General features: G+C 60.6%; 9 protein-coding genes. All 9 read right to left on the bottom strand.

What is annotated here, in order from left to right; all coding sequences use genetic code 11:
- On the bottom strand, window positions 1-890 hold an 890-nt coding region (locus AB4Z11_RS19305; protein WP_442026972.1), incomplete at its 3' end, for a trypsin-like peptidase domain-containing protein.
- 78 nt (window positions 891-968) lie between these two features.
- Window positions 969-1,202, bottom strand: coding sequence for an RseA family anti-sigma factor (locus AB4Z11_RS19300; protein WP_442026971.1), 234 nt, complete (start codon window positions 1,200-1,202; stop codon window positions 969-971).
- Between the two features lie 30 nt (window positions 1,203-1,232).
- Window positions 1,233-1,832, bottom strand: coding sequence for an RNA polymerase sigma factor RpoE (gene rpoE, locus AB4Z11_RS19295; RefSeq protein ID WP_442026970.1), 600 nt, complete (start codon window positions 1,830-1,832; stop codon window positions 1,233-1,235).
- Window positions 1,833-1,872: 40 nt separating this feature from the next.
- A complete protein-coding gene (locus AB4Z11_RS19290) occupies window positions 1,873-2,292 on the bottom strand; it encodes a protein YgfX (RefSeq protein WP_442026969.1) in 420 nt (139 codons plus the stop codon).
- A gap of 76 nt (window positions 2,293-2,368) precedes the next feature.
- On the bottom strand, window positions 2,369-3,613 hold the full coding sequence (gene fabF, locus AB4Z11_RS19285) for a beta-ketoacyl-ACP synthase II (protein ID WP_442026968.1): 1,245 nt from the start codon (window positions 3,611-3,613) through the stop codon (window positions 2,369-2,371).
- A gap of 31 nt (window positions 3,614-3,644) precedes the next feature.
- Window positions 3,645-3,884 (bottom strand): acyl carrier protein, encoded by a 240-nt coding sequence (gene acpP, locus AB4Z11_RS19280; RefSeq protein WP_028104092.1) that lies wholly within the window; start codon window positions 3,882-3,884, stop codon window positions 3,645-3,647.
- A gap of 145 nt (window positions 3,885-4,029) precedes the next feature.
- Complete coding sequence (fabG, locus tag AB4Z11_RS19275; RefSeq protein ID WP_442026966.1) at window positions 4,030-4,764, bottom strand: 3-oxoacyl-ACP reductase FabG; 735 nt, start codon at window positions 4,762-4,764, stop codon at window positions 4,030-4,032.
- A gap of 14 nt (window positions 4,765-4,778) precedes the next feature.
- Complete coding sequence (fabD, locus tag AB4Z11_RS19270) at window positions 4,779-5,720, bottom strand: ACP S-malonyltransferase (RefSeq protein WP_442026965.1); 942 nt, start codon at window positions 5,718-5,720, stop codon at window positions 4,779-4,781.
- 47 nt (window positions 5,721-5,767) lie between these two features.
- A partial coding sequence (locus tag AB4Z11_RS19265) for a beta-ketoacyl-ACP synthase III (protein ID WP_442026963.1) occupies window positions 5,768-6,459 on the bottom strand: 692 nt, incomplete at its 5' end.

Genomic DNA, 6,459 nt, shown 5'->3' with positions numbered 1-6,459 from the left:
GATTCGGCCACATCCTTATTCAGCTCGCTGATTTGCACGCCGATGCGGCCGCGGGTTACCTTGCCGGTTTTCTTCAGCTGCTCGGCCACGCGCATGGCCTCATCGATTGGTACCGAGAAGGAAATGCCGTTATAGCCGCCGGACAGCGTCGCGATCTGCGAATTGATGCCGATCACCTCGCCGCGCATATTGATCAGCGGACCGCCTGAGTTACCGGGATTGACCGCCACATCGCTCTGAATCAGCGGCAGGTAGTCGCCCGTATCGCGCGCCTTGGCGGAGATGATGCCGGCGGTCACCGTGCTCTCCAGGTTGAACGGCGAGCCGATCGCGATCACCCACTCGCCCACGCGAATCCTGGACGAGTCGCCAATGGTCAGATAAGGCAGCTTGCTGCCATCGATCTTCAGCACGGCCACGTCGGTACGCGTGTCCTGACCCAGCACCTTGGCCTTGAACTCGCGCTTGTCGGTCAGGGTCACGTAGACTTCATCGGCGCCATCCACCACGTGGGCATTGGTCAGCACAAAGCCATCGGCCGAGGTAATGAAGCCGGAGCCGACGCCACGCTGCACCTCTTCACCAGGGGCACGGCGCCCGCGTGGCGTCTGGCCGCGCGGAATTTGCGGCATCTGGCCGCCGAAGAAGCGGCGGAAGAATTCCTGCATCTCGTCGTCGCCCATCTGGTTATCGCGTTGCTTGATGCGCTCGGTGGTGCGAATATTGACCACGGCGGGACCAACGCGGTCGATCAGGTCAGTGAAATCAGGCAGTCCGGCAACGGCGGCGGGAGCTGCCTTGGCAGGCGCCAGGCCCGTTACAGCAGGTAATCCGAGGGAAGCTGCGCTAAGCAGCAGGACCGGCAATACTTTAGCGCCAGCAGAGAACATGTTTTTCATGGGTGCTTTTGTAAAAGTGAATGAATACGCGCAATAGTAGACCATAACTTGCGTCCGTTGCGGCGCATTTCAAGACACTACAGCAGCGGCCGGCGCGGAAACCTCCTCATCCAGCCGTGCGGCCAGACGTTCGCTGAAGCCAGGGCCAGGCGCTACCTCCTCCGCCCCGTCGCGCAAGGCTGCGCCGATGGCCTGCCAGACATCCCAGTTGGCCTGGGCCTCCTCGTCGGCAAGTGCCGCCAGAGCCAGATCAACATCGTCTTGCGGCAGCTCGCCATCCATCAAGGCCGATAATTTTTCCATATCCCCTTCCATTGAATGAGTGTTGGCTGGCTACCAGCGCTTGTCAACCGGCAAATCGAGAAGCGGACGCAGCTTTTTCGCAATCGCCTCGCGCGCCCGGAAAATCCGGCTGCGCACCGTGCCGATCGGGCAGCCCATGATTTCGGAAATCTCCTCATAGCTCATGCCTTCGATTTCCCGCAGGGCGATGGCGGTACGCAGGTCGATCGGCAAGGCATCCATGGCCGCGTTGACGGTCTCGGCGATCTGCTTGCTGGCCAGCTCGGACTCGGGCGTATTGATATCGCGCAAGCGGTCTTCGTCCGGCGGCTCCGCCCTCGCCACGGTTGGCTCGATTGGCCCCGTCGCATGCCGTTTGCGGTTCAGCAAAGCGTTCTTGGCCGTATTGATGCCGATCCGGTACAGCCAGGTGTAAAAGGCCGCGTCGCCGCGGAAGTGCGGCAAGGCTTTATAGGCCTTGATGAAGGTGTCCTGCACCACGTCTTCCGCTTCAGTCTGGTCGTTCAGCAGGCGCGCGAGCAGCCGCATCAGCCGGCGCTGATACTTTGAGACGAGCTCGTCAAATGCGGCCCGTTCGCCTGCCCGGGCGCGCTCGACCAGCAGCTGATCGCCTTCGCGGTCTGTCGTCACACTCGGTCCTTTTCTTGGATGGCCCGCGCCTCCGGAAGGTTCAAGCTTTTTCAGCCAGGGCCAGCACTGCAACCGCCAGCCGCCGCCTCGCATCGGCCGGCGCGCTATCCGGCAGCACGGCCAGCCAGCGCTGGCGGCCACCCTCTTCCGCCAGGCGCAGCAGCATCAGGCCCGGCCACACCGTGCAGCCGGGTAGCAAAACCGCAGCCCTTGTCTGCTGGTATACCGTCAGCCGGATTTGCCCGACACCGGAAATATCAATGCGACAGGGATTGACTTCGCGTCTTTGCCATACGAGCCCCGCGCCCGCCGCCAGCATCAGCGCCGGCCGCATCAGCAGCAGGCCCGCCGCCAGCACGGACGTGCACAGCCCCGCCTGCAGCAGGCGCAGGCAAAGCGATGGCCGAACGACGACAGAAGCCGCAATCGACATGGCGCACAAAGTGAAAGTGGAAAGCAAAAACGCCCGCGGCTGCGGGCGTTCTTAGCGCTCACCCCGGTTGTGACCGAGGCGAGGCAGGAAAGTTCAAACTAAATTAAACCTTGCCGAAGACCAGGCTGCCGTTGGTGCCGCCGAAGCCGAAGGAGTTCTTCACGGCGTACTGGATCTTGGCATCACGCGCGATGTTCGCGCAGAAGTCCAGATCGCAGGCAGGGTCCTGGTTGAAGATATTGATGGTCGGCGGGATCACCTGATGGTGGAGCGCCAGCACGGTGAACACTGCCTCCAGGCCGCCCGCGCCACCCAGCAGGTGACCGGTCATCGACTTGGTGGAGCTCACGACCAGATTCTTCGCATGGTCGCCGAAGGTGCGCTTCACGCCCTGCACTTCCGCCACGTCGCCCAGCGGGGTCGAAGTGCCGTGTGCATTCACGTATTGCACCTGGTCCGGATTGATGCCGGCGTTGCGCAGGGCGGCGATTGCCGACTTGCTGCCACCGCTGCCATCTTCCAGAGGCGAGGTCATGTGGYATGCGTCCGCGCTCATGCCAAAGCCATGCAGTTCTGCATAGATCGTGGCGCCGCGCGCTTTCGCGTGTTCGTACTCTTCCAGCACCATGACGCCGGCGCCTTCACCCAGCACGAAGCCGTCGCGGTCCTTATCCCATGGACGGGACGAGGTAGCAGGGTCATCGTTACGAGCCGACAGCGCACGAGCCGAAGCGAAGCCGCCCAGGCCCAGTGGCGACACGGTCGATTCCGCACCGCCTGCAACCATGACGTCAGCGTCGCCGTACTCGATCAGACGAGCCGCCGCGCCGATGCAGTGCAGACCGGTGGTGCAAGCCGTCACGATGGCCAGGTTAGGGCCACGCATGCCGTACTTGATCGACAGGTTACCGGAGATCATGTTGATGATCGAAGACGGTACGAAGAACGGCGAGATACGGCGTGGGCCGCGCTTGTCGTAGTCTTCCTTCTGCTCTTCAATCATCGGCAGACCGCCGATGCCGGAGCCGATGATCACGCCGATACGGTCGGCGTTCTCTTCGGTTACGGTGATACCGGAATCCTGGATCGCCTGGATACCAGCCGCCATGCCGTAATGGATAAAGATATCCATATGGCGCGCTTCCTTGGCGTCGAGATATTGCTCGACGTTGAAGCCTTTGACTTCACCCGCGAAACGGGTGGAGAAAGCCGACGCGTCAAATCGGGTGATGTTAGCGATCCCGGATTGTCCCTCGGTGATTGCTTTCCACGCATCGGCAATCGTATTGCCGACCGGGGAAACGCAGCCGAGGCCGGTAACCACTACACGACGGTTTTTAGAACTCAAGCGAATCTCCTGGAGTGGATCAATCAGGCGATCAGGCCTTTACGTGTGCAGTTGCGTAGTCGATCGCTTGCTGCACGGTGGTGATCTTTTCAGCCTGTTCGTCAGGGATTTCCATCTCGAACTCGTCTTCCAGTGCCATTACCAGCTCAACGGTGTCGAGGGAATCGGCGCCCAGGTCGTCCACGAAGGAAGACTCGTTCTTGATGTCTGCTTCAGCGACGCCCAGTTGTTCAGCGACGATTTTCTTAACGCGTTGTTCGATATCCGACATGTTATGGCTCCATTTTGTTTGTTACGGAAAGCGCGCATTTTAGCAGGTTTGCGCGCCGAAAAACTAATTTCAGTGATTACATTGATCTACACCGAAACTACTACTAAAAGATTCGATCACGCGGCAATTATGCCGCATGAGCTCATCAATTCATATACATACCACCATTTACATGCAGGGTGGTGCCGGTAATATAAGCGGCTTGCGGCGATGCCAGGAAGGCCACAGCTGCTGCAATATCTTCAGGCTTGCCAAGACGGCCCAGCGGGATCTGCGTCAGCAGTGCTGCATGCTGATCATCGCCCAGCACCTTGGTCATATCGGTGTCGATGAAACCAGGCGCAACACTGTTCACGGTGATGTTGCGGCTGCCGATTTCACGTGCCAGCGCGCGGGTCATGCCCTCCACGCCTGCTTTCGCCGCGGCATAATTCATCTGGCCGGGATTACCAGCCGATGCCACCACCGACGTAATGTTAATAATACGCCCGGTCTTCGCTTTCATCATGCCGCGCAGGACAGCGCGTGCGAGGCGGCCAACCGCAGTCAGATTGGTGGAAATAACGCTATCCCACTCTTCATCCTTCATGCGCATGGCCAGCTGATCCTGGGTGATGCCCGCATTGTTGACCAGAATGCCAACCGCGCCGAATTCTTTGGCGATCTCATCGATCACAGCGGTGCAGCGCTCAGCATCGGTCACGTTCAGCACGATGCCTTTGCCGGCGTCGCCCAGGTATTCGGAGATGGCTTGCGCGCCAGCTTCAGTCGTCGCGGTGCCGATTACTTTGGCGCCCTGCTTTGCCAGTTCCTGCGCGATGGCCTTGCCGATGCCGCGCGATGCGCCCGTTACCAGGGCGACTTGATTTGCCAGAGTCATTGTCATTCCTATTGTTATTTGAGTGTTGCCAGCAGACGTTCCAGCGATGCCTGGTCGGTGATCGCGTCGCCCACCAGGTTGGCATCGATACGCTTGGCCAGGCCCATCAGGACCTTGCCCGGACCGCATTCGATCACATTGGCGATGCCGTCGGCAGCGACCTTCTGCATGGTTTCAACCCAGCGTACCGGGCTTGCAGCCTGGCGCACCAGCGCATCCTTGATGGAAGCCGGATCGGTCAGCACGGCCACGTCCACGTTGTTGATCAGCTGGATCTGCGGTGCGTTGAAATGGATGTTGGCCATGTAGTCGCGCAGACGATCCGAAGCGGGCTTCAGCAGCGAGCTGTGGAACGGCGCCGACACCGGCAGGCGCATGGCGCGCTTGGCGCCTTTGGCTTTGGCGATTTCGCATGCCTTGTCGACGGCGGCGGTGTGGCCAGCGATCACAACCTGTGCTGGCGCGTTGAAGTTCACGGCCTCCACCACTTCACCAGGCACGGCGGCCAGCGCTTCAGCGCAAGCGGCGCGCACATCGTCGTCGGACAGGCCCAGCACCACAGCCATGGTGCCCTGGCCTACCGGCACCGCTTCCTGCATCGCTTGCGCGCGGAAGCGCACCAGCGGCACAGCGTCTTTGAAATCGATCACGCCAGCAGCGACCAGGGCGGAGTATTCGCCCAGGCTGTGGCCAGCCACTACGGAAGGCACGGGACCGCCGGCGGCGATCCACGCACGGTAAGCGGCAACAGCAGCGGTCAGCATGACCGGCTGGGTGTTGGTGGTCAGGTCCAGTTCTTCTTTCGGACCTTCAGCCATCAGCTTGCCGAGGTCGAACTGCAGTGCGTCCGATGCTTCAGCGATGGTCTGTTCTACGACGGGGTTGCCCGCGAAGCCGTCCATCATGGCGACCGCTTGCGAACCCTGGCCTGGAAATACGAATGCGAATTTGCTCATTGATTAGAACTCTTATTCTAAAAACGCACGAATTTTACACGCTCGGCTTACATGCGCGCCAGCACGGCGCCCCAAGTGAAGCCACCACCCACACCTTCCATCATCACCACGTCGCCTTTCTTCACGCGGCCATCGCGCACAGCGACGTCCAGCGCCAGCGGAATCGAGGCAGCGGAAGTATTGCCGTGCTGATCGACAGTCACCACCATCTTTTCAGGCGACATGCCCAGCTTCTTCGCCGTGCCGTTCATGATGCGGATATTGGCCTGGTGCGGAATCAGCCAGTCGATCTGGTCGGACGTCATGTCCGCCGCTTCCAGCGCTTCGTATGCAACCTTCTCCAGCACGCTGACTGCCAGCTTGAACACCGCCTGGCCATCCATGTACAGGTAAGCAGAGCCAGCCACCGCGCCACCAGCCACGTTGCCTGGGATGCTCAGGATGTCGGAATGGCGGCCGTCCGCATGCAATTTGCACGAGAGAATGCCCGGCTCTTCTGACGCGGTCATGACAATCGCACCAGCGCCATCGCCGAACAGCACGCAAGTGGTGCGGTCTTCGAAGTTCAGGATGCGCGAGAACACTTCAGCGCCGATCACCAGCACATTCTTGTGCATGCCGGATTTGATGAAGGAATCCGCGCTGGCCATGGCGTAGACGAAGCCGGAGCAAACCGCTTGCACGTCCACTGCTGCGCAGTTGTTGGTCATGCCCAGCTTCTTCTGCACGATGCAGGCGG

The sequence above is a fragment of the Pseudoduganella sp. RAF53_2 genome (assembly GCF_052113985.1).
In the GTDB taxonomy this organism is placed as follows: domain Bacteria; phylum Pseudomonadota; class Gammaproteobacteria; order Burkholderiales; family Burkholderiaceae_D; genus Rugamonas.
The sequence above is the reverse complement of the archived record's forward strand: the minus strand, read 5'-3'. Positions and strand labels throughout refer to the sequence as shown.